The following is a 20,393-nucleotide window of genomic DNA, read 5'->3' on the forward strand; positions in this document are numbered from 1 at the left end:
ATTCTCACCCACTGTTCACCGATCGGGGCCATGATGGGATAGATGACTGCACAGGCGCTCACCCCTACGCTGTCCGATGCCGAACTGACGCTTATCGATTCCTACTGGCGAGCGGCCAATTACCTCTCGGTCGGCCAGATCTACCTGCTGGACAACCCGCTGCTGCGCGAACCACTGGTGGCCGAGCACGTCAAACCCCGCCTGCTGGGCCACTGGGGCACCACGCCGGGACTCAACCTGATCTACGCCCACCTCAACCGCATCATCCGCGAGCGGGATTCGGACGTCATCTACATCACCGGGCCGGGTCACGGCGGCCCGGGACTGGTCGCCAACGCCTACTTGGAGGGCACCTACAGCGAGGTATACACGGGCATCGGCGAGGACACCGACGGGCTGCGAAAGCTGTTCCGGCAGTTCTCTTTTCCCGGCGGCATTCCGAGCCACGTCGCGGCAGAGACGCCGGGCTCCATCCACGAGGGCGGCGAGCTGGGCTACGCGCTGGTGCACGCCTACGGCGCGGCCTTCGACAACCCCGACCTGGTGGTGGCCTGTGTGATCGGCGACGGCGAGGCCGAGACCGGACCACTGGCCGCCAGTTGGCATTCGAACAAGTTCCTCAACCCGGTGACCGACGGCGCGGTGCTGCCCATCCTGCATCTCAACGGCTACAAGATCGCGAATCCCACTGTGCTCGCCCGCATTCCGGCCGAAGAACTCGACGCCCTGCTCTACGGGTACGGCTACCGGCCCATCACGGTCGCCGGAGACGATCCGGCAAATGTGCACCAGCAGCTGGCCACCGCGTTCGACGAGGCCTTCGACCAGATCGCCGCGATCCAGCGCGCAGCGCGGCTCGACGGCGAACCCGGCCGCCCACTGTGGCCCATGATCGTGCTGCGGACGCCGAAGGGCTGGACCGGCCCGAGGGAAGTCGACGGCAAACAGGTCGAAGGCACCTGGCGCTCGCATCAGGTACCGCTGTCGGAAACCCGTACCAACCCCGCGCACCTGGCCCAACTCGACGAATGGCTGCGCAGCTACCGCCCTGAGGAACTGTTCGACGAAACCGGGGCGCTGCGAGAAGAGCTGCGGGCCGCCGCACCCACCGGCGAGCGGCGGATGAGCGCGAACCCGCACGCCAACGGCGGGCTGCTGTTGCGTGACCTCGACCTACCCGATTTCACCGACTACGCCGTCACCGTCGACCAGCCGGCGGCAGGCACCGCGGAGGCGACCCGCGTTCTCGGCACCTTCCTGCGCGACGTCATCAACCGCAACCCCGACCGGTTCCGGTTGATGGGCCCCGACGAAACCGCGTCCAACCGGCTGGCGTCGGTGTTCGAATCGACCGACCGGGCCTGGCAGGCCGAGATCGAACCCGGCGACGACCACCTGGCGCCCGACGGCCGGGTCATGGAGGTGCTCTCCGAACATCTGTGCCAGGGCTGGCTGGAGGGTTATCTGCTGACGGGCCGCCACGGGCTCTTCAACTGCTACGAGGCGTTCGTGCACATCGTCGACTCGATGCTCAACCAGCACGCCAAATGGCTGTTCAGCAGTTCGCACCTGCCGTGGCGGCGGCCCATCGCGTCACTGAACTACCTGTTGACCTCGCATGTCTGGCGCCAGGACCACAACGGCGCCTCACACCAGGACCCCGGCTTCATCGATCACGTGGCCAACAAGCGGCCCGAGGTGGTGCGGGTGTACCTGCCGCCGGACGCCAATACCCTGCTCTCGGTCGCCGACCACTGCCTGCGCAGCCGCAACTACGTCAATGTCATCGTCGCGGGCAAGCAACCGGCACTGAACTACCTCACCATGGACGAGGCCATCGCCCACTGCACCCGGGGATTGGGCATCTGGGAATGGGCGAGCACCGGATCCGACGAACCCGACGTGGTGCTGGCGTGCGCCGGGGACATCCCGACGCTGGAGACCCTTGCCGCGGCCGACATCCTGCGCCACCGGCTGCCTGACCTGTTGGTCCGGGTGGTCAACGTCGTCGACATCATGCGGCTGCAACCCGAGTCCGAGCATCCGCACGGCATGTCCGACCGTGAGTTCGATTCGGTCTTCACCACCGACAAGCCCGTCATCTTCGCCTATCACGGCTATCCGTGGCTGATCCACCGGCTGGCCTACCGGCACGCCAACCACGACCAACTGCACGTCCGTGGGTTCAAGGAGCGGGGCACCACGACGACACCGTTCGACATGGTGATGCTCAACGACCTCGACCGGTTCCACCTGGTGATGGACGTCATCGACCGGGTCGACGGCCTGTCGTCGCGCGCCGCCGGGCTGCGGCAGGAGATGGTCGATGCCCGGCTGGCCGCCCGCAGATACACGCGCGAACACGGCGAAGACGATCCGGCGATCTCCGGCTGGACCTGGGAACGGATGTGACCTGGGGTATTGCGTAGCGCCCGTATGATGGGCAAGTTATGTCTGACCACGCCGCGGTAGCCGAGCATCCCCTCGTGGGCCAGCTGTCGGCGTTGCATCACTTCCGTATCTACGCCGATATCGGTGTCGTGGTCGTGGTGCTGACGCTGACGAACGTGATCGCGCACTTCACCACACCGTGGGCCAGTGTCGCGACCGTGCCCGCCGCGGCGCTCGGATTGCTGGCCCTGGTGCGGGCGCGCGGCCTGGGATGGGCCGAGTTGGGGCTGAGCCGCGAGCACTGGCGCTCAGGCGCCGGGTACGCGCTGGCCGCGGTGGCGCTGGTACTGACCGTGATCGCGATCGGCGCACTGTTGCCGTGGACGCGGCCGATGTTCATGAACAACCACTACGCGACCATTTCGGGCGCAGTGATCGCCTCGATGGTGATCATCCCGTTGCAGACCGTGATTCCCGAGGAACTGGCCTTCCGCGGCGTCTTGCACGGTGCGCTCGACCGGGCCTGGGGTTTCCGTGGTGTCGCCGCGGCCGGTTCACTGCTCTTCGGCCTCTGGCACATCGCCAGCTCGCTCGGCTTGACCAGCGGCAATGTCGGCTTCACCCGGCTGCTCGGCGGCGGGTTCTTCGGCGTGGTGGCCGGCGTCGTGATGGCCGTGGTGGCCACCGGGGTCGCCGGATTCGTGTTCACCTGGTTGCGGCGGCGCAGCGGCAGCCTGCTCGCACCGATCGCCCTGCACTGGTCATTGAACGGGCTGGGCGCATTGGCCGCGGCCGTCGTCTGGCACCTGTCGGCCTGAGTTGCCGACGCGGGTGCTCAACTCGCGCCTCCGGCGCGCCTGCGCGCCCGGAACTCGCGGTTCTTGAGCTTGTTGCCGCAGTCGGCCATGTCGCACCAGATGCCGCCGTGGTTGCGAGACCTGTCGTAGAACGCCCAGGCGCATTCGTCGTTCGCACATGCCTTGAGCCGTGACCAACTGCCGTCGCGCTGAGCGTCGCGGATCACCACCAGCAGTTCGACGAGACGCGCGCGCAGGCTGTCATCGGACGCAGCCAGCGTGACCTGCCCGTCGGCGTCCAACCCGGCCTTCGCCGTGGCTCCTTCGGCAACATCGCGCAGTGCCCGCAAGGCGCGCGGCCCGGGCGCAGCGCCTCCGGCGTTGTGGATCAGCAGCGCCCGCAGCGCTTCCCGAACTTCGCGCAGGAACTCCAATTCGTCGGTCGTCGGGCTCGCGCCGGCGCTCAGCAGACCGTTGTCGATCAGCCATGGTGTGGCGTCGTCGGCACGGTCCAGTCGGTCCGGGCCCGCGGGCAGTTCGACGGTGTTGACCAGCGCTTGGACCCGGGCCAGCGGCCAGGGTGCCGGTTTGGTCTCGTCGGTCATCGCACCACGGTAGCGCAGAGTGACCGGCTAAATCAGTTGACCAGTCATTCGTGACCGGCGTAGCGTTTTCACCAGTCACGATTTCCCAGACCCGATATTGAGCAAACTACGAGGTAGCGGCCATGAGCGACAACCGATTTTCTGCGGCGTCAGTCCCCACCCACACGCCCACCGCAGATTCGCCGACCGTGGCACGGCCCTCCATCCGGGCTCGCATGCTCGCGCGCCTCAACTCCGCAAAACTCGATGCCATGCTGGCCGTGGGCGCGCCGACCCCTGCGGGCAGTGCGATCGCCGTGCGCGCCGCCCGCCTGACGTCCACCACCGAACGCGAAGAGATCGCCCGCGTGCTCCACGAGATCGTGCAGCAGACCAACGCTGACGTGACCTCATGGTCCGCGCGGATTCCGTTGCACCACACCAACGTCGCCGCCGCCCGGGCCGTCATCGATGCGATCAGGTTGCGGCTGCACGCGCCACTACCGGTCAGCGCGCGCGGCATGGCGCGACTGAACCGGGTTCTCACCGATGGCTGCGGTCCGCTGTACGAGGACGGCCGCGGCGATCTGGCCGGGCGGCTCGGCGCGGCGCTGGCCGCGATGTAGCTCGGTCAGGGTACGAGGACGGCCGCCCCGGCGATCCGTCCTGCGCTCAGATCGGCCAGCGCATCGGCAGCATGATCCATGGCATACCGCGGTGTGGTGACCTCGACCCGGTGCGCCCCGACGAACGCCAGGAACTCGCGGGCGTTATCGCGGGTGTTGGCGGTTACCGACCGGATCTCGCGCTCTTGAAACAGATGCCGTTGGTAGTTCAGAACCGGGATGTCGCTGAGGTGGATGCCGGCGATCGCAAGCACACCGCCACGGTCGAGCGCCTCGAGCGCCGGAAGCACCAACTCCCCCACGGGCGCGAACAGAATGGCGGCGTCCAGCGGTTCCGGCGGGCGGTCGGCGCTGCCCTGTACGGATGCCGCACCGAGCGCCATGGCAAGTTCACGGGCGCGTTCGCCGCGGGTCATGACGTGGACGGTGGCCCCCTGCGCGATCGCCACCTGAGCGGTCAGATGTGCACTGCCACCGAAGCCGTAGATACCCAATCGTCCGCCGGCAGGCAGATCGGTTCGGCGAAGGGCGCGGTAGCCGATGATGCCTGCGCACAACAGCGGCGCGAGTTCGGAATCGGAATAGCCCGCGGGCAGTCGGTGAACGAATGAGGCCGGGGCGGTGGCGAATTCGGCGTATCCGCCGTCGGCGTCCCAGCCGGTGTATCGAGAATGGGGACACAGGTTCTCTCGCCCGCGGCGGCAGTACGCGCACTCTCCGCAGGTGTGCCGCAACCAGGCCACCCCGACGCGGTCGCCGGGCGCATAGCTGTCGTCGACATCGGAGCCGACCGCGACCACCTCGGCGACGACCTCGTGCCCGGGTATGACACGGGGGCGGTGCACCGGCAGATCACCCTCGGCGATGTGCAGGTCGGTACGACACACCCCGCAGGCCCGCACCGCGACGAGCAGCTCACCGGGTGACGGCTCCGGGATCGGAACCGTCACCCGCTCAAGCGGATTCGTGCTCACCGGACCGGGGCTGGCAACCTGCCAGGCGGCCATGCTCCCGCTGGGCATGCGGTGGGCCGATCAGTTGCCTCTGCGCACCAATCCGACAATCCAGAGCAGGATCACCGAGCCCAGGATCGCCGTGAACAGAGTGAACCACCAGCCACCGGCGGCCGTGTTGAGGAAGAAGCTCAGCAAGAACCCACCGATCAACGCGCCGATGATCCCGATGACGATGTTCATCAGAATGCCGGAACCGCCACCCTTGACGATCTTGCCCGCAATCCAGCCGGCAATCGCACCGATGATGATGTAGCCGATCCAGCCAACACTGGTCAGCGTCGTGGAGCGGGCGAGGAACTCGGTCGTCGCCATTACATCCATTGCAGATCTCCTGCCTCTCGCTGGCTCAGCCCAGCGGGGCCCGCGGGGCCTCTCCTAGATGTACCCATCGAACGTAACAATTGATCTGACGAATTGGGAACGATCAGCCGACGTTCGCCGTCACCTCGGTGCAGGCACAGCCCACGCCCCGACTGGTGAGCAAATCGTTATCACATTGTCGGCGTGTCGCTACGCGACTATTCTCTGTCCCATCTGGCAACTCGCTGTGGATCAAGTCCGGCGCCGCGCGGATGCGACGCCCCGAGAATGCGGAAGGTCGCGGTGTGCAGCACAGATGCGTCAGGTGGGCGACGTGGGTCACGCGCCCGGTCCGGCCCTTAGAGCACGTCGGGGTCGCCGTTCAGCAATCTCACACAAGCCACTCCCGTCACACCAGCACCACCCGCACCAGCGCGCTACCAGCAAACACATTTCGCGGGTTCGACGAGGAGACGACGATGAAAGCTCTCATTGGACTGGCAGTCACTGCGCTGGCGGCGAGCGGCATCGCTCTGGCGACAGCCGCACCGGCCAGCGCCGGTTGCCAGGGCGGCTGGACACCCTGGGGCGGCGGCACGACCTGCGACGGACCGATCGCGCAGGACGGCACGTTCCAGCGGTGCGTGACAGCGGGCGCGATGGGCTTCGGCGGCACCAACTGCTACCTGATGAACGTCAACAACCTCGCGGGCAACGTGCCCTATGTAGGCCCGTAGCCACGTAGGCCCGGGCGAACCGCCCGGGCCTACGTGGCTTACTACCGAGAAGGGGGCCGTCACGACGGCGGCATCATCTCCGGCGGAGCGTTGGTGACCGGCACGGGCACACCGAGGGCCGGCCGCCCCGGCGGGGCGTTGGGCGCAGGCGGCGCGTTCGGATCGGCCGGCGGCGCAGCGGGGGCGTTCGGATCGGGCGGCGGTGCGGCAGGCGGCGTCCACGGGCGGATCGAATTGGCCAGGGCCACAGCGGCGTTCTTGTCCACCGGGTGCGTGGCCGAGCCGAGCCAGACCACGAACCACCGTTCGGGCGTGCGCTGGCCGCGCGGCGCGCCCGCGGGCGTCGGATTACCGACCACCCCGGCCCAGATCTGACCGTTGGGCTTGTTGGCGTCGGTGAACTTCACCTCGTAATACGAAGCGGCGCCGGGTAATCCGTTCGCATTGAGCGGCACGGTCTCCTGGTTGACGCGCGTGCCCGGGAACGGCATGAAGAACTCACCCATGTCCGACGCCAACCGGACCGCAGCCTTGCCGTTGTCTGCTTCGGCACCGGCGAACAGTTTCAGGTCGAGCCGGCCGAGCAGGACGCTCGTGTCATTCGGCGGCTCGGGGGTGCCCTCCGGCGGAACCTTGGTCAGCAGCGCCTGGCCGTACGACAGCTGGGTGGCGTCGGAGACTTTCCAGCCGGCGGGCAGGACGTAGCTGAACCCGCCCGCGGCGTTGTCGAGGCGGCCAGGCTCCGGCGCCGGTGCCGCGGCAGGTGCGGGCGGAGCGTTCGGGTCGGCAGGAGCCGGCGCGGGCGCACCGGCTTGCGCGGGGGCACCGGGTGCCGCAGGAGCCGGAGCTCCCGGCGCAGGCGCTGCGGGCGCCGGGGCTCCGGGTGCAGGCGCAGCGTTGGGATCGGCGGGGGGCGCAGGCAGGAAGGTGTTGCCAGGCGGCGGGGGCGGCGGCTCGGGATCCGCCTGCGCGACCGCGGGCAGCGCCACGGCCACCGCGGTAACGCTGGTCACCGCGGCCAGTGCCAGTTTTTTCGACAGGCCCCTACGTCGAGGAGACATCGCGTCCGACTCGTCCATGGGGAAGAAACTACCGTGTTACCGCCGTGACGCAAGTGTGAGTTGCTCTTAGAGTGCTCAAATGAGAGATTGCTGACGTCAACAAAAAGCCTTGTCGCAAGCATTTTCCCAGATTGCTCGCATGACAAGGTCCGAGCCGCCACGCCCGACCCGGCGACCGGGCCGTGCAGGCGGCAATCTCACCGGTTATCGCCCGTGCAGCAGGCACCGTTACGGCGCGGGATGGACCGCGACCTCCTGCGCCTTGACGGTGAAGTAGACCTGCTCCCCCGGCGCCAATCGCAGCTGTGCGGCCGACTCGGCGGTGATGTCGGCGGCCAGTCCGGGCGCGCCGTCGGGTTGCTCGTCGGCGCGCACCCGAATGCCGGGTCCACGGCTGTCCAGCTCGGCGACGGTGACCGCGACGGTGTTGCGCGGGCTGCCGTGCGGCTCGTCGCGGTAGACGGCCACGGCTGACGGCGCGAACACCGCGACCGCCGGAGCACCGGCGACGACGTCCTCGGCAGGGATGCCGTGCCAGCCGACACCCCGTGCCGTCGTGAGGCCACCCGCACCGTCGGCGACGCCTGCGACAAGGTTGACACCGGCGAGGTGGGCCGCGAAGCGGCTCTTCGGTACCGCCAAAACCGCTGCGGTCGAACCACTTTCGACGATACGACCGGATTCCAGCACCACCACCCGGTCCGCCAGGGTCAAGACGTCGAGCAGATCGTGGGTGATCAGTACCGCGCACCTGCCGTCCGCCGTCAACACCCGGCGCAGCACTTTGCGCATCGCGCCCGCCACCGCGACATCCAGGCCCGCCATCGGCTCGTCGAGCAGCAGCACATCGGGCTCGGCGGCCAGCGCCCGCGCCAGCGCCACCCGCTGAGCCTGACCTCCCGAGAGCTGACGCGGCGTCCGGTCGGCCAGGTCACCCGCGTCGACCTCGGCCAACCAGCGGCGTGCGCAGTCACGGGCGGCCGCACGGGTCATCCGGCCCCGGCTGCGCGGGCCGAACGCCACGTTCGCCGCGACGCTCAGATGCGGAAACAGCAGTGGGTTCTGCAGCATCAACCCGACGCGGCGCGCATGCGGTGCCACCCGGATGCCTGCCTCGGTGTCGGTCACCACCCGATCGCCGATCCGCACCCGGCCGGTTTCCGGGGTCACCAGGCCGGCGATGACGTGCAGCGTCGTCGACTTCCCCGCGCCGTTGGGTCCCAACACCGCCAGCACCTCGCCCGGCGGGACCGCGAACTCGACATCGAGCCCCCGGCGTGCGAGCAGGGCACGCACAGTCAACCCCGTCATGCCCACGCCCCCGAACGCAGCCGACGGGCGCCGAGCCCGATCACGACGACCGCGGCCACCACCACCAGCACCACCGACAACGCCACGGCGGCGTCGGCGTCGCTCTCGCGCTGCAGGTAGATCTCCAACGGCAGGGTCCTGGTCACGCCCTGACGTGAGCCCGCGAATGTCAGGGTGGCGCCGAACTCCCCCAGCGCGCGGGCGAAGGCCAGCACCGCGCCCGACAGCAGCCCGGGAGCCAACAGGGGCAGCGTCACGCGCCACCAGACCGTGCTGGGCCGCGCCCCCAGCGTCGCGGCGACCACCTCGAACTCAGCGCCCGCGGTCCGTGCCGCACCCTCGAGCGAGATCACCAGGAACGGCAGCGAGACGAACGTCTGCGCGAGCACGACGGCCGTCGTGGTGAAGGCGATGTGCACCCCGCCGGCCTCCAGATACCGGCCGATGAGGCCGAGCCTGCCGAACGCGTACAGCAGGGCGATCCCGCCCACCACCGGCGGCAGCACCAACGGCAGCAGGATCAGCGGCCGGGTCAGCCGCACCAGCCTGCCCTCGCTGCGGGCCAGCACCAGCCCGAGCGGGACACCGAGCAGGATGCACAGCAGCGTGCTCGCCGCCGCGGTCTTGAGACTCAGCAGCAGCGCGGCCGTGGACGAATCACTGACGATGAGCGTCCAGAACCGCGTCCAGTCGACCTTCACCACCACGGCCACCAGCGGCAGTACGACAAAAACCGCGCCGAGGGCGGCAGGCAGATAGATCCACCGGGGCAGGCCGGGCGGTGCGCTCACGACCGGGGCACACCGGCGCTGATCCGAGTCATGGCACAAACCGTAGGCGAACTAACAGCCAGATTGATGCGCGTCAGGTTTCGTCAGATTGCTACCGTCCAGTAACATCGGCGGGTGTTCGTCCCCGTCCGGGTGGCGATCCCCAGGTACATGGAGGTACATCATGGCGGAGGTGCTGGTCACCGGCGGCGATACAGAGCTTGGTCGCGTCATCGCGGCGGGCTTCAAAGATGCCGGCCACAACGTGGTTATCGCCGGCAGTCGCCCTGACGACCTGGAGGTCGCCGCCAAGGAGCTCGAAGTCGAGTCGATCGTCTTCGACAACACCGACGCGGCCAGCCTCGAGCAGGCCCGTCGACTGTTCCCGCACCACATCGACACGCTGGTCAACGTCCCGGCGCCGCGGTGGGAAGCCAAGGACCCGCGTACGTTCACGCTGGCCGACCACGCCGCCGCATGGCGCAACGCACTCGACACCACGGTGGTGTCCGCCGCGCTGACCGTGCAGATCATCGGCGATCACCTGCGTTCGGGCGGCACCATCGTCAACGTCATCACCGAGAACCCCCGCGCGGGCAGCGCGGACGCCGCGGTCAAGGCCGCCCTGGCCGACTGGACCGCCGGGCAGGCCGCCTACTTCGGCACCCGCGGCATCACGGTCAATGCCATCGCCCCTGGTCGCAGCGCCGAGCCCGGCTACGCCGGCCTGAGCAGCACGCCGCCCTCGGTCGCCGACGAGGTGGCCCGGCTCGCGGTGTTCCTGACCACGCCTGCCGCCCGCCACATCACCGGCGAGACCATGCACGTCGGCCGTGGCGCGTTGGCAAGCTTCGGCTGAAATATTCCGCCGTTCACCCGGAGCTAAACGGGGTTGCCGCTCCGCTTAGTTGCTGGTTACGTGAAGGCGTGACCATAAAACTCGGCCTCCAGATCCCGAACTTCTCCTACGGCACAGGCGTTTCCGAACTCTTCCCCACTGTCATCGCGCAGGCTTCCGAAGCCGAGAACGCAGGCTTCGACTCCGTCTTCGTGATGGACCACTTCTATCAACTGCCCGGCCTGGGCACCCCCGACCAGCCGATGCTGGAGGCCTATACGGCCTTGGGCGCGCTGGCCACCGCGACCGAGCGCGTCCAGCTCGGCACCCTGGTCACCGGCAACACCTACCGGAACCCGACCCTGTTGGCCAAGGCCATCACCACACTCGATGTGGTCAGTCAAGGCCGCGCGATCCTGGGCATCGGCACCGGCTGGTTCGAGCTCGAGCACGACCAGCTCGGCTTCGAGTTCGGCACCTTCACCGAACGGTTCAACAAGCTCGACGAAGCGCTGCAGATCATCATCCCGATGATCGAGGGCAAGCGCCCCACGTTCAGCGGCAAGTACTACAAAACCGTCGAGGCCATGGCCAATCCCCGTTTCCGCGAACACATTCCGCTGATGATCGGCGGCAGCGGCGAGAAGAAGACCATCCCGCTGGCGGCCCGGCACTTCGATCACCTGAACCTGATCGCGAACTTCGACGAGCTGCCCCACAAGCTCGCCGTCGTCAAACGGGAATGCGAGAAGATCGGCCGCGACCCGGCGACGCTGGAGACCAGCATGCTGGTGATCGCCCTGATCGGTGATCAGGTGAGCGCCGACGCGGTGCCCGACGACTTCAAGCAGCGGGCCGTGGTCGGCACGCCCGAGCAGGTGGCCGAGCAACTGCAGGCCAAGGTGTTCGACGCCGGCGTGGGCGGGGTGATCCTGAGCCCGGTCACGATCGGCGGCTACGTGCCCGGCGGTATCACAGGCGTGGGCGAAGCGCTCAAACCGCTGATATCGGGGTAAACAATCAGTGCGATGAGCCATCTCACCGCGCTGGCAGGAATCCTGCCGACTACCCTGTCAGTTGTATTGAGCAGGTATACGTTCGCGAGGAGCAACGAATGAGCCACCCCGGAGCCAAGGCAACGGATCGGCATAAGGTCGTCATCATCGGATCGGGCTTTGGCGGATTGAACGCCGCGCAAACGCTCAAGAACGCCGATGTCGACGTCAAGTTGATCGCCCGCACCACGCATCACCTGTTCCAGCCGCTGCTGTACCAGGTGGCCACCGGCATCATCTCCGAAGGTGAGATCGCCCCGCCGACGCGGCTGATCCTGCGCAAACAGCGCAATGCGCAGGTTCTGCTCGGCGACGTCACGCACATCGACCTGGAGAAGCAGACCGTCGAATCGGTCCTGCTCGGACACACCTACTCGACGCCCTACGACAGCCTGATCATCGCCGCGGGCGCAGGCCAGTCCTACTTCGGCAACGACCACTTCGCCGAGTGGGCACCGGGGATGAAATCGATCGACGACGCACTTGAGCTGCGTGGCCGCATCCTGGGCGCGTTCGAGCAGGCCGAGCGGTCGAGCGACCCCGAGCGCCGCAAGAAGCTGCTCACCTTCGTGGTCGTCGGCGCGGGCCCCACCGGCGTCGAGATGGCCGGCCAGATCCAGGAGCTCGCCGACCAGACGCTGCGGGGCAGCTTCCGCCACATCGACCCCACCGAGGCGCACGTCATCCTGCTCGACGCCGCGCCTGCCGTGTTGCCGCCCATGGGCGAGAAACTCGGCAAGCGGGCCAAGGACCGGCTGGAGAAGATGGGCGTGGAGATCCAGCTCAACGCCATGGTGACCGACGTCGACCACAACGGCATCACCGTCAAGGACAAGGACGGCACGCTGCGCCGGATCGAATCGGCGTGCAAGGTGTGGTCGGCCGGCGTCTCGGCCAGCCCGCTCGGCAAGGATCTCGCCGCCCAGTGCGGCGTGGAACTGGACCGCGCCGGCCGGGTCAAGGTGCTGCCCGATCTGACCATCCCGGGACACCCGAACGTGTTCGTCGTCGGCGACATGGCGGCGGTGGACGGCGTGCCGGGTATGGCACAAGGCGCCATCCAGGGCGGCAAGTACGCGGCCAAGCTGATCAAGCGTGAGGTCAGCGGTACCAGCCCGAAGATCCGGACCCCGTTCAAGTACTTCGACAAGGGCTCGATGGCCACGGTCTCGAAGTGGAATGCGGTCGCGAAGGTCGGCAAGCTGGAGTTCAGCGGCTTCTTCGCGTGGCTGGCCTGGCTTGGCTTGCACCTGATCTACCTGGTGGGCTTCAAGACCAAGATCGCGACCCTGCTGTCGTGGGCGGTGACGTTCCTCAGCCGCCAGCGCGGCCAGCTCACGATCACCGAGCAGCAGGCCTACGCCAGGACCAGGATCGAGGAACTCGAGGAGATCGCCGCCTCGCTCAAGGAGACCGAGAAAGCCGCGTCCTAGCGCCTAGCAGGCAGGTAGCCGGTCACCCTGCCAGGTGGCCAGGCTGCCGCCCCGCGCCAGTTCCAGCAGAGTCCCTGCGGTCTCGAATTTCCGTGCGGGATAACGTAATTCGCTGATACACGCGCGAGGTGCGGCCAGCGCGTCGTCGCCGACGGCGCCGCTACCCAGTTCGACTCGATGCCGCAGCAGCGGCATCGCACCGACATCGACGCGGAGCGTCCCCGACCAGAATCCGTCGCGTTCCCCGCAGCGGCCGATCTGGACCCGTTCCCGCAACCGCAGCCGCGCGGTGTCCGCGAGCTTGATCCGCACGTCGGTGCCGTGGCTCGATCCCCCGGCTACGACCGTCGGTTGTGGGTCGAGATCGAGCTCGCCGGCATTCTCGATGTCCCACCGCGCGGTCGAATGATCGATGCAGGCACCGGGCAGGGTCACCGCGGCCGCGACGGTGCGGATGCGCAGCCGCGCACCGGGCTCGATCACCAACCGCACGTTCAGCGAATCACCGCCGAGCGGGGTGGCCGCCGTCGACACCAGATGCACGGTGTCCGGTTCGGTGTGCCTGCCCGCGATCCCGCCACCGCCCTCGATACGCGCCAGCCGGCCTGCGCACGCGATGACGACGATGCCTGCCCGCATCACACCGCGGGTGCCTGCGCCAGCGCCAACTGCTCACGCACCCAGGTCAGGACCGGACCGGACGACGGGTCGTCGGTGAGCGAGATCAGCGCGGTCGGGCGGTCCTCGCGTACCCGGGCGGCGTCGCGGCGCATGACGTCGAGGTCGGCTCCCACCAGCGGGGCCAGATCAGTCTTGTTGACCACCAACAGATCCGAGAAGGTCACTCCCGGACCGCCTTTGCGCGGGACCTTGTCGCCGCCCGCGACGTCGACGACGAAGATCTGCACGTCCACCAGGCCCGATGAGAACGTCGCGGTGAGATTGTCACCACCGGATTCGACCAGGATCAGGTCGAGACCTGGGTTGGTGGCGATGAGGTCGTCGATGGCGTCGAGATTGGCGGTGATGTCGTCGCGGATCGCGGTGTGCGGGCATCCGCCGGTCTGCACGGCAGCGATCCGCTCGTCGGGCAGGACCGCGTGCCTGCGCAGGAAATCCGCGTCCTCGGTGGTGTAGATGTCGTTGGTCAGCACGGCCAGCGACAGCTCGTCGCGCAGCTGCCGGCACAACGCAGCCACCAGCGCGGTTTTCCCGGAACCCACTGGGCCGCCGATGCCGATGCGCAGCGGCTCGCCCGCCTGCCGTATCCGCTTGGGCCGCGACGGATGGGCATGCGGTTGGCCGTCGATGAAATGTGGTGGCATGGTTGCGGTTTCCCCTCTCAGGAGACGAACAATGGTCGCTCACGCGCGGCGTGGTGCTGGGCCAGCACATCGAGGAGCGGGTCGGACAGATCCGCCAGACCGGCGGTGGCCTCGGCTGCCGTGGATTCGCACAGCCCCGACAGGTCGAAGGTCAGCGCCGCGACATCGCCGGGGTCCAGCGCGAGCAGTCGCTGTGCGGCAGTGGCCGACCCGGTCATCGTGGTGTAGACGACCGCGAGCGCGGTCTGCACAGGTGTCAGATCCGCTGCGGCGCCGACCGTTCCGGCCGCGACGGCCAGATGCGGTTTGGCACCCAGAGCGTCCCAGTCGCACTCGGGCCACACCCGCCTGGCCAACCGGACCAGCCCGCGCCCCTGGGCGCGCGACGCCACGCGGGACGCCGGAGCCGGTGTGCGGGCGTCGGTTTCGGCGTCTGCCGTGGCCGCGTCGAGCACATCGGTACGGACCGCGACGGCCAGCGAGGCCGTCACCAGGCCATGACCGCGGATACGGCGCACGAGATACGCCCGCACCGAACCGACATCGCGGAGCATCCCGCAGGCCACGGCCTCCTCGACGCCACCGGAATGCACGTGCCCGCCGGTGGGCAGGCGGGAATCCGCGAGCGTCAACAGCGTTGCCAGACCGGTCATTTCCGCGCGCCTGCTCAGAACAGAAAGTATCGCTGAGCCATCGGCAGTTCGGCCGCGGGCTGCTCCTGCCACACCTCGCCGTCGATGCGCACCGTGAACGTATCGGGATCCACCTCGATGCGCGGCAACGCATCATTGAGCGGCATGTGCGCCTTCCCGATCCGTCGAACGTCCTTGACAGCGACGAGCTTTCGCCGGACATCGAGCCGCTCGGCCAGCCCGTCGGCGACGGCCTGGGGCGCGACGAAGTGCAGTGACGTGGCAGCCGCGGCCGCCGGTGCGGCGCCGAACATGGGCCGCGGCAGCACCGGTTGCGGGGTCGGAATCGAGGCGTTGGCATCGCCCATCGCCGCCCAGGCGATCATCCCGCCCTTGAGCACGGCGTGCGGCCGCACCCCGAAGAAGGCAGGCTCCCACAGCACCAGATCAGCGAGCTTGCCCACCTCGACCGAGCCGATCTGGTCGTCCATCCCATGCGCGATGGCCGGGCAGATGGTGTATTTCGCGACGTAGCGGCGGACCCGGAGGTTGTCGGCGGCGCCGTCGCCTTCGAGCGGCCCGCGCCGCCGCTTCATCACGTGCGCGGTCTGCCAGGTGCGCAGCACCACTTCCCCGATACGGCCCATCGCCTGCGCGTCACTGCCGATCATCGAGATGGCACCGATGTCGTGCAGCAGGTCCTCGGCAGCGATGGTCGACGGACGGATGCGGCTTTCCGCGAACGCCAGGTCCTCCGGGACGCTGGGGTTCAGGTGGTGGCAGACCATCAGCATGTCGAGGTGTTCGTCGAGGGTGTTGACGGTGTGCGGCCGTGTTGGATTGGTGGAGCTGGGCAGCACATTGGGATGACCGGCGACGGTGATGATGTCGGGTGCGTGCCCGCCGCCCGCGCCCTCGGTGTGGTACGCGTGGATGGCGCGTCCCTTGATCGCCGCCAGCGTGTCCTCCACGAAACCGGCCTCGTTGAGGGTGTCGGTGTGGATGTTGACCTGCACGCCCGCTGCGTCGGCCACCGTGAGGCAGGCATCGATCGCCGCGGGTGTCGTGCCCCAGTCCTCGTGCAGCTTGAAACCCGCTGCACCGCTGCGCAATTGCTCCCACATCGCCTCGGCGCTGACGGTGTTGCCCTTGCCCAGCAGCGCCACGTTGAGCGGCCAGCCGTCGAGCGCCTCGAGCATACGGGCCAGATGCCAGGCGCCCGGTGTGACAGTGGTGGCCTTGCTACCCTCCGCCGGGCCGGTGCCGCCCGCGATGATCGTGGTGATGCCGCCGCCGAGCGCCTCGGCCATGATCTGCGGGCAGATCAGATGCACATGACAGTCGATGGCACCCGCGGTGACGATGCGCCCATTGCCCGCGATGATCTCCGTGGACGGACCGACCACCAGGTCCGGATGCACGCCGGACATGATGTCGGGGTTGCCGGCCTTGCCGATGGCGACGATGCGACCGTCACGGATACCGATGTCGGCCTTGATGATTCCCCAGTGGTCGATGATCACCACGCCCGTGATGACGGTGTCCGGTGCGCCGTCGGCCCGGCTCACCCTGGCCTGACCCATCGATTCCCGCAGCACCTTGCCGCCCCCGAACACCGCTTCGTCACCAGCCAATCCCGGCCCGCCGCTGCGGTCTTCGGTGATCTCGACGAACAACTCGGTGTCGGCCAGCCGGATCCGGTCCCCGGTCGTCGGCCCGAACAGCGCGGCATAACGCGCCCGGCTCAGCTCACTCATGAGGTTGCGTCCAATCGTCCCGGCGGGTTGAGACTGATGCCGTGCACCTCGCGGGTACCGGCCAGCGGAACCAGCGAGACCCGCTGCAGCACACCGGGTTCGAACCGAACGGCGGTGCCGGCCGGAATGTCGAGGCGGTGGCCGTACGCTGCCTCGCGGTCGAAATCGAGCGCGGCGTTGGCCTGTGGCAGATGCACGTGGCTGCCGACCTGGACCGGGCGGTCCCCGGTGTTGACGACGTCGATGGTGCGGCGCACCGCGTCGGCGTTGATCGCGATGGGTCCGTCGCCGAAGACGATCTCTCCCGGGATCATCGTCAGCCGATCGGGTGGTGGACGGTGACCAGCTTGGTGCCGTCCGGGAAAGTGGCCTCCACCTGGACTTCGTCGAGCATCTCCGGCACTCCCTCCATCACCTCGTCGCGGCTGAGTACGGCGCGGCCGCTGACCATGAGTTCGGCGACCGTGCGCCCGTCACGCGCACCTTCCAGCAGGTGGTCGGTGATCACCGCAACAGCCTCGGGATGATTGAGCCGCAGTCCACGGGCCTGTCGGCGCCGAGCCAGTTCGGCGGCGTACGACAGCAGCAGCCGTTCGGTCTCGTGCGGCGTCAATCGCATAGAGCGCGATACTGCCACGGCCGGAGCGAGTCAGCAGCGCACGCGCTTTCCGGCTACTCCGTCGGCAGGTTCTGCAACCGCACCTGGCCGCGGGCGACTAGTTTGTCGTTCTCGTCGGTGATGGTGATCAGCCACAGCTGCTGGCGGCGGCCCCTGTGAATCGGCGTGGAAACCGCTGTGACAGTGCCGGATCCGATGGCCCGCAGGAAGTCGGTGTTGTTGTTGACGCCGACGACCGTTCCCCCGCCGTGCTCGGAGAGCCAGATGTGAGCCGAGACGCTTGCCAGGCTCTCGACGATCGCGCAGTACACGCCACCGTGCATGATCCCCCACGGCTGCAGCAGCTCGTCGGTGATGGTCAGCTGTGCCCGGCCGCCGTCGGGGCTGAGTTCGAGGTACTTCAGACCGATTACGGTGTCGAATCCTTTGCCGAGGTCCTCGGGCACGTCTGTGGTCACAGTCCTCGTGTCTACACGGCCGATCGTCACAAAGAAGCGGGCGGGTCCCGCGCAATACGCGCGGGACCCGCCCTTCGAGTGGACCGGGGGTCTCTGCAGCCCTCAGGACTCCGGCTCGGTCCGTTAGCTTGTTGTTGAAATAGTAGGCAAGGCTGCCCTAATTTAGCAAGACCTTCCCTGCCCGGCTCGCACCTCGGACCGGCAGGCCGAATCCGGCCAGCGCGTCCAGCACCGCCTGACCGCGTCGCATGCTGACGAACTCGCTGCAACCGGACAGCAGCGGCACCCGTGTGGCGGCGCCGACCACCGCGGCACCGACCATGTGCCACATCGCCACAGTCGATATCGCCCCACGACTGATGTCGACCAATTGATCGAACAGCGGCGCCAGCGCGCGGTGGCTGCGATGCGCCACCCAGGTGGTCAGCGCGGCCTCGTTGGGCAGCGCCACGATGCCGTCACGCGCCGCGTCGGCGATCCGGGCCTGCCGACCATCGAAGTAGGCGTCGTCAGGCAGGGCCCGCAAGACCGGGTCGACCACGCCCACCCAGTCGATGGCCCCCTCCGAGTCGACATGCACCCAGAGGTTCTCCAGGCCGGTGTCCCAGGCCCGCCCTTCCAGGACCAGCAGCGGCACCACGCGGCCGATGACGACGTGCGCGAGCGTGGCGGCAAGCTGCTGGGCCACCGCAGCCCGATTGCCCGTTTCCGCGACGGCCGCGTCGAACATGCCCTGCAGCCGGCCGGCGCTGATGGCCTCCTCCAACGGCCACCACCGGCGGCGCGAGAGGTCCCGCATCACAGCCACGCCGTAGACGCGCGGGCACTCCGGGTACAGCTCGCGCAGCCGTCGGCTCGACTCGTGCAGCGGCAGCATCCGCCTGATGGCCATACCCGCGATCAGGGGGTCGTCGACCACGACCGTCATGACACCTCCCAAGGCTCCCGATTGAGTTAGGTTAGCCTTACTATATCTACGCGGCGGAAGGGTGCCAGACGGTGTGACTGGTTTCACAAGGCCCGGCGAACTGGCGCTGACCTCGGCCTAACCGGTGGGGACACTCCGACCATCGACCGCCGCTGAATCGATACGACGCGCGGTAGTAACGCCGTAGTACGCTGGCCTTACTGCTCAGGAAGTGAACGGAACATGGCGAAACTGACGCGCCTCGGGGAGTTGGAGCGCGAGGTGATGGACCACCTGTGGTCTGCACCCGAACCCCAAACGGTTCGCCAAGTCCACGAGGCGCTGGCCGCCCGCCGCGACTTGGCCTACACGACGATCATGACCGTGCTGCAACGACTCGCGAAGAAGAACCTGGTCGTGCAGCACCGTGATGATCGGGCGCATCGCTATGCGCCCACCCACGGCCGCGACGAGCTGGTCGCCGGCCTCATGGTCGACGCCCTCGATCAGGCCGCAGACTCCGGCAGCCGCCGGGCCGCACTTGTTCATTTCGTCGAACGCGTCGGCGCGGACGAGGCCGAAGCCCTGCGGCGTGCTCTCGCCGAGTTGGAGAGCAAGGACCGAAATCCGCCACCTGCTGGCAATTCCAGCATCTCCTGAGAGAGACTTACGGCGTGTCCGCGCTGGCCTTCACTCTCGTAGCGCTGGCCCTGGTGGGGCCGGTGCCTGCGATGTTGGCACGAGCATCCTGGCCACTGCGGGCACCTCGCGCGGCGATCGTGTTGTGGCAGTCCATCGCGTTGGCCGCCGTACTGTCGGCGTTCTCGGCCGGAATCGCCATTGCCAGCAGGCTCTTTGTGCCCGGCCCGGACGGCCGCCCGACGGCCACCATCACCGGCGAGATCGCCGCACTGAGCCTGCCTCTGTGGCTCACCTACGTCGTGGTGTTCACGGTCACGTTGTTCATCGGCGCCCGGCTGTGCCTGGCCGTCGTGCAGGTGGCCATCGCGACCCGGCGCAGGCGCGCACATCACCGCATGATGGTCGATCTGCTCGGCAAGTCCCGCGACGGGCTGCCACCTCATCTCTGTACACCCGCGGGAATCAACGTCCCGCTCGCGCGCGGTGGCCTGCGGATCCTCGACGTAGCCCAACCGCTGGCCTACTGTCTGCCCGGCGTGCGGAGCCGCGTCGTGGTCAGCGAAGGCACCCTGACCACCCTGTCCGACAGTGAGATCGCCGCGATCATCACCCACGAACGAGCACATCTGCGGGCCCGCCACGATCTGGTGCTCGAGATGTTCACCGCGGTGCACGCCGCATTCCCCCGGTTCGTCCGCAGCGCCAGCGCGCTCGACGCGGTCCGGCTGCTGATCGAACTCCTGGCCGACGATGCCGCAGTGCGAACCGCCGGGCCGACCCCCCTGGCGCGCGCCCTCGTCGCCTGCGCCTCTGGCCGCACCCCGTCGGGCGCCATGGCCGCGGGCGGCCCCACGACGGTGATCCGCGTGCGCAGGCTCGGCGGCAAGCCCAACAGCGTCCCGCTCGCGGTGACCGCCTATCTGACCGCCGTCGCGGTGCTCGTCGTTCCCACGGTCGCAGTGGCCGTCCCCTGGTTGACCGAGCTGCGCCGCCTGTTCAGCGGTTGGGCCGGTTAGGCGCGGTTGCGCTGCCGGCGGGTAAGCGTTCTGCGAAAACAACAATCGAAAGGCTGCTGCATGACGAACACGACCGGCACGGCTCAGATCGGGGTGACGGGGCTGGCGGTGATGGGGT

General features: G+C 68.2%; 23 protein-coding genes. 9 read left to right on the forward strand and 14 right to left on the reverse strand.

All coding sequences use genetic code 11. The features are described 5' to 3' along the window. Positions 1-42: 42 nt before the first annotated feature. Both BST13_RS26780 and BST13_RS26785 read left to right on the forward strand, forming a co-directional pair. Positions 43-2,412 (forward strand): phosphoketolase family protein, encoded by a 2,370-nt coding sequence (locus tag BST13_RS26780; protein ID WP_083167383.1) that lies wholly within the window; start codon positions 43-45, stop codon positions 2,410-2,412. Between the two features lie 38 nt (positions 2,413-2,450). Further along, positions 2,451-3,209, forward strand: a complete 759-nt coding sequence (locus BST13_RS26785; protein WP_083167385.1) for a CPBP family intramembrane glutamic endopeptidase — start codon at positions 2,451-2,453, stop codon at positions 3,207-3,209. A gap of 17 nt (positions 3,210-3,226) precedes the next feature. Here BST13_RS26785 and BST13_RS26790 read toward each other — a convergent pair whose 3' ends face one another. Further along, positions 3,227-3,793: a CGNR zinc finger domain-containing protein gene (locus tag BST13_RS26790; RefSeq protein ID WP_083167387.1), complete on the reverse strand. Its 567-nt coding sequence runs from the start codon at positions 3,791-3,793 to the stop codon at positions 3,227-3,229. A gap of 122 nt (positions 3,794-3,915) precedes the next feature. On the opposite strand from BST13_RS26790, the gene BST13_RS26795 reads away from it, so the two are divergent. After that, positions 3,916-4,398 carry a hypothetical protein gene (locus BST13_RS26795; protein WP_083167391.1) on the forward strand — a complete coding sequence of 161 codons (483 nt, stop codon included), beginning with the start codon at positions 3,916-3,918 and terminating at the stop codon, positions 4,396-4,398. A 5-nt stretch (positions 4,399-4,403) separates the two neighbouring features. Here BST13_RS26795 and BST13_RS26800 read toward each other — a convergent pair whose 3' ends face one another. Together BST13_RS26800 and BST13_RS26805 are read right to left on the reverse strand one after the other, a co-directional pair. Beyond that, positions 4,404-5,420 (reverse strand): zinc-binding alcohol dehydrogenase family protein, encoded by a 1,017-nt coding sequence (locus tag BST13_RS26800; protein WP_095533719.1) that lies wholly within the window; start codon positions 5,418-5,420, stop codon positions 4,404-4,406. Positions 5,421-5,432: 12 nt separating this feature from the next. Beyond that, positions 5,433-5,735, reverse strand: coding sequence for a GlsB/YeaQ/YmgE family stress response membrane protein (locus tag BST13_RS26805; RefSeq protein ID WP_029366016.1), 303 nt, complete (start codon positions 5,733-5,735; stop codon positions 5,433-5,435). Positions 5,736-6,193: 458 nt separating this feature from the next. On the opposite strand from BST13_RS26805, the gene BST13_RS26810 reads away from it, so the two are divergent. Beyond that, on the forward strand, positions 6,194-6,451 hold the full coding sequence (locus tag BST13_RS26810) for a CDGP domain-containing protein (protein ID WP_083167398.1): 258 nt from the start codon (positions 6,194-6,196) through the stop codon (positions 6,449-6,451). 59 nt (positions 6,452-6,510) lie between these two features. Here the strand turns inward: BST13_RS26810 and BST13_RS26815 are convergent, their stop codons facing one another. The 3 genes from BST13_RS26815 to BST13_RS26825 all read right to left on the reverse strand — a co-directional run bounded on the left by BST13_RS26815 (position 6,511) and on the right by BST13_RS26825 (position 9,614). Then, entirely contained in the window at positions 6,511-7,530 is a 1,020-nt protein-coding gene (locus tag BST13_RS26815) for an alanine and proline-rich secreted protein Apa (RefSeq protein ID WP_083167401.1), read from the reverse strand. A gap of 210 nt (positions 7,531-7,740) precedes the next feature. Then, entirely contained in the window at positions 7,741-8,823 is a 1,083-nt protein-coding gene (locus BST13_RS26820; protein WP_083167455.1) for a sulfate/molybdate ABC transporter ATP-binding protein, read from the reverse strand. Beyond that, complete coding sequence (locus tag BST13_RS26825; protein WP_170064343.1) at positions 8,820-9,614, reverse strand: ABC transporter permease; 795 nt, start codon at positions 9,612-9,614, stop codon at positions 8,820-8,822. The genes BST13_RS26820 and BST13_RS26825 overlap by 4 nt, the downstream gene beginning before the upstream one ends. Before the next feature lie 163 nt (positions 9,615-9,777). Here BST13_RS26825 and BST13_RS26830 point away from each other — a divergent pair, with 163 nt between their 5' ends. The 3 genes from BST13_RS26830 to BST13_RS26840 all read left to right on the forward strand — a co-directional run bounded on the left by BST13_RS26830 (position 9,778) and on the right by BST13_RS26840 (position 12,919). Next, on the forward strand, positions 9,778-10,452 hold the full coding sequence (locus BST13_RS26830; RefSeq protein ID WP_083167404.1) for an SDR family oxidoreductase: 675 nt from the start codon (positions 9,778-9,780) through the stop codon (positions 10,450-10,452). 68 nt (positions 10,453-10,520) lie between these two features. Further along, the gene (locus BST13_RS26835) at positions 10,521-11,447 is read left to right on the forward strand and encodes an LLM class F420-dependent oxidoreductase (protein WP_083167406.1); all 927 of its coding nucleotides are present in this window, start codon (positions 10,521-10,523) and stop codon (positions 11,445-11,447) included. Between the two features lie 98 nt (positions 11,448-11,545). Further along, entirely contained in the window at positions 11,546-12,919 is a 1,374-nt protein-coding gene (locus BST13_RS26840; protein ID WP_083167409.1) for an NAD(P)/FAD-dependent oxidoreductase, read from the forward strand. A 3-nt stretch (positions 12,920-12,922) separates the two neighbouring features. On the opposite strand, the gene BST13_RS26845 is transcribed toward BST13_RS26840, so the two are convergent. The 8 genes from BST13_RS26845 to BST13_RS26880 form a co-directional block, all read right to left on the reverse strand. Next, positions 12,923-13,558, reverse strand: a complete 636-nt coding sequence (locus BST13_RS26845) for an urease accessory protein UreD (RefSeq protein ID WP_083167411.1) — start codon at positions 13,556-13,558, stop codon at positions 12,923-12,925. Beyond that, entirely contained in the window at positions 13,558-14,244 is a 687-nt protein-coding gene (ureG, locus tag BST13_RS26850) for an urease accessory protein UreG (RefSeq protein WP_083167414.1), read from the reverse strand. Before ureG ends, BST13_RS26845 begins: the two co-directional genes overlap by 1 nt. 17 nt (positions 14,245-14,261) lie before the next feature. Then, complete coding sequence (locus BST13_RS26855) at positions 14,262-14,897, reverse strand: urease accessory protein UreF (RefSeq protein ID WP_083167416.1); 636 nt, start codon at positions 14,895-14,897, stop codon at positions 14,262-14,264. Positions 14,898-14,911: 14 nt separating this feature from the next. Further along, the gene (locus BST13_RS26860; protein ID WP_083167419.1) at positions 14,912-16,633 is read right to left on the reverse strand and encodes an urease subunit alpha; all 1,722 of its coding nucleotides are present in this window, start codon (positions 16,631-16,633) and stop codon (positions 14,912-14,914) included. Then, positions 16,630-16,947, reverse strand: coding sequence for an urease subunit beta (locus BST13_RS26865; RefSeq protein WP_083167421.1), 318 nt, complete (start codon positions 16,945-16,947; stop codon positions 16,630-16,632). The genes BST13_RS26860 and BST13_RS26865 overlap by 4 nt, the downstream gene beginning before the upstream one ends. Before the next feature lie 2 nt (positions 16,948-16,949). Continuing rightward, a complete protein-coding gene (locus BST13_RS26870; protein WP_083167424.1) occupies positions 16,950-17,252 on the reverse strand; it encodes an urease subunit gamma in 303 nt (100 codons plus the stop codon). 53 nt (positions 17,253-17,305) lie between these two features. After that, positions 17,306-17,710: a PaaI family thioesterase gene (locus tag BST13_RS26875; RefSeq protein ID WP_083167427.1), complete on the reverse strand. Its 405-nt coding sequence runs from the start codon at positions 17,708-17,710 to the stop codon at positions 17,306-17,308. A 157-nt stretch (positions 17,711-17,867) separates the two neighbouring features. Continuing rightward, positions 17,868-18,638, reverse strand: a complete 771-nt coding sequence (locus BST13_RS26880) for an iron reductase (protein WP_083167429.1) — start codon at positions 18,636-18,638, stop codon at positions 17,868-17,870. A gap of 222 nt (positions 18,639-18,860) precedes the next feature. Here BST13_RS26880 and BST13_RS26885 point away from each other — a divergent pair, with 222 nt between their 5' ends. Both BST13_RS26885 and BST13_RS26890 read left to right on the forward strand, forming a co-directional pair. Continuing rightward, the gene (locus tag BST13_RS26885) at positions 18,861-19,277 is read left to right on the forward strand and encodes a BlaI/MecI/CopY family transcriptional regulator (protein WP_083167432.1); all 417 of its coding nucleotides are present in this window, start codon (positions 18,861-18,863) and stop codon (positions 19,275-19,277) included. Positions 19,278-19,291: 14 nt separating this feature from the next. Next, positions 19,292-20,275: a M56 family metallopeptidase gene (locus BST13_RS26890; protein ID WP_083167434.1), complete on the forward strand. Its 984-nt coding sequence runs from the start codon at positions 19,292-19,294 to the stop codon at positions 20,273-20,275. The last annotated feature ends 118 nt before the right edge of the window (positions 20,276-20,393 follow it).

Origin of the sequence: Mycobacterium aquaticum (assembly GCF_002086485.1) — a bacterium.
GTDB classification, from domain to species: Bacteria; Actinomycetota; Actinomycetes; order Mycobacteriales; family Mycobacteriaceae; genus Mycobacterium; species Mycobacterium aquaticum.